Annotated in this window: 1 protein-coding gene; it reads left to right on the top strand. The window is 47.2% G+C overall.

Annotated elements, in window-relative coordinates; genetic code table 11:
* The coding region (locus tag A3766_RS01550; protein ID WP_197479167.1) for an acyl-CoA dehydrogenase family protein at positions 1 to 765 on the top strand (765 nt) is incomplete at its 5' end.
* Between the last annotated feature and the right edge of the window lie 100 nt (positions 766 to 865).

Below are 865 nucleotides of genomic sequence, written 5' to 3'. Positions count from 1 at the left end.
GGTTCAGATGTTGCAGGTTTAAAAACGACCGCTAAAAGTGACGGTGATGACTACCTTATCAATGGCAGTAAGATGTGGATCACGAATGCGACGCAAGGTGATTGGATTTGTTTACTTGCCAACACTTCTGAAGGCAGTGTTCATGCAAATAAATCAATGATCATTGTGCCTTTGGATTCACCGGGTATCGAGATCTCAAAGCCTTTGGATAAACTCGGTATGCGCGCCAGTGATACGGGGCAGATATTCTTTGATAATGTTCGCGTACCTAAGCGCTATCGAATAGGCGAACAGAACAAAGGTTTCGCTATGCAGATGATGCAGTTTCAAGAAGAGCGAATGTATGCCGCTGCGAGTTCACTAAAGGGAATGGAGCGAATTATCAGTGATACCCGGGATTGGTGCCGAGATAGGGAGACCTTTGGCCAGCCGATATTAAACAATCAGGTGGTGCACTTTCGCTTGGCAGAGTTGCAAACCGAAGTTGAGGCGCTCAGAGCGCTGACCTGGAGAGCTTGTCAGCAACATATTGAAGGTGAAGACGCGACCTACCTGGCATCCATGGCTAAATTAAAAATGGGCAGGTTATGGCGTGAAGTAAGTGATAGCTGCCTTCAATACTGGGGAGGCATGGGTTTTATGTGGGATAATCCTGCTGCCAGAGCCTATCGTGATACGCGGATACTATCGATAGCCGGTGGTAGTGATGAGATGATGCTCGGAATTATTGCCAAGCATATGGGCACATTGCCGAGCCGACGGTAGAAGCGGTTCTACCAAAAATAGCTTTTACATTGAGATAGAAAAAATGCCAATACCCGCCTTATTCGGAGACAAACTAAGCTTGCCTGTTATCTGCGCGCCG

The sequence above is a fragment of the Oleiphilus sp. HI0132 genome (assembly GCF_001635845.1).
Note: the sequence above shows the minus strand (reverse complement) of the source record. Positions and strands in the feature narration are given on the sequence as shown.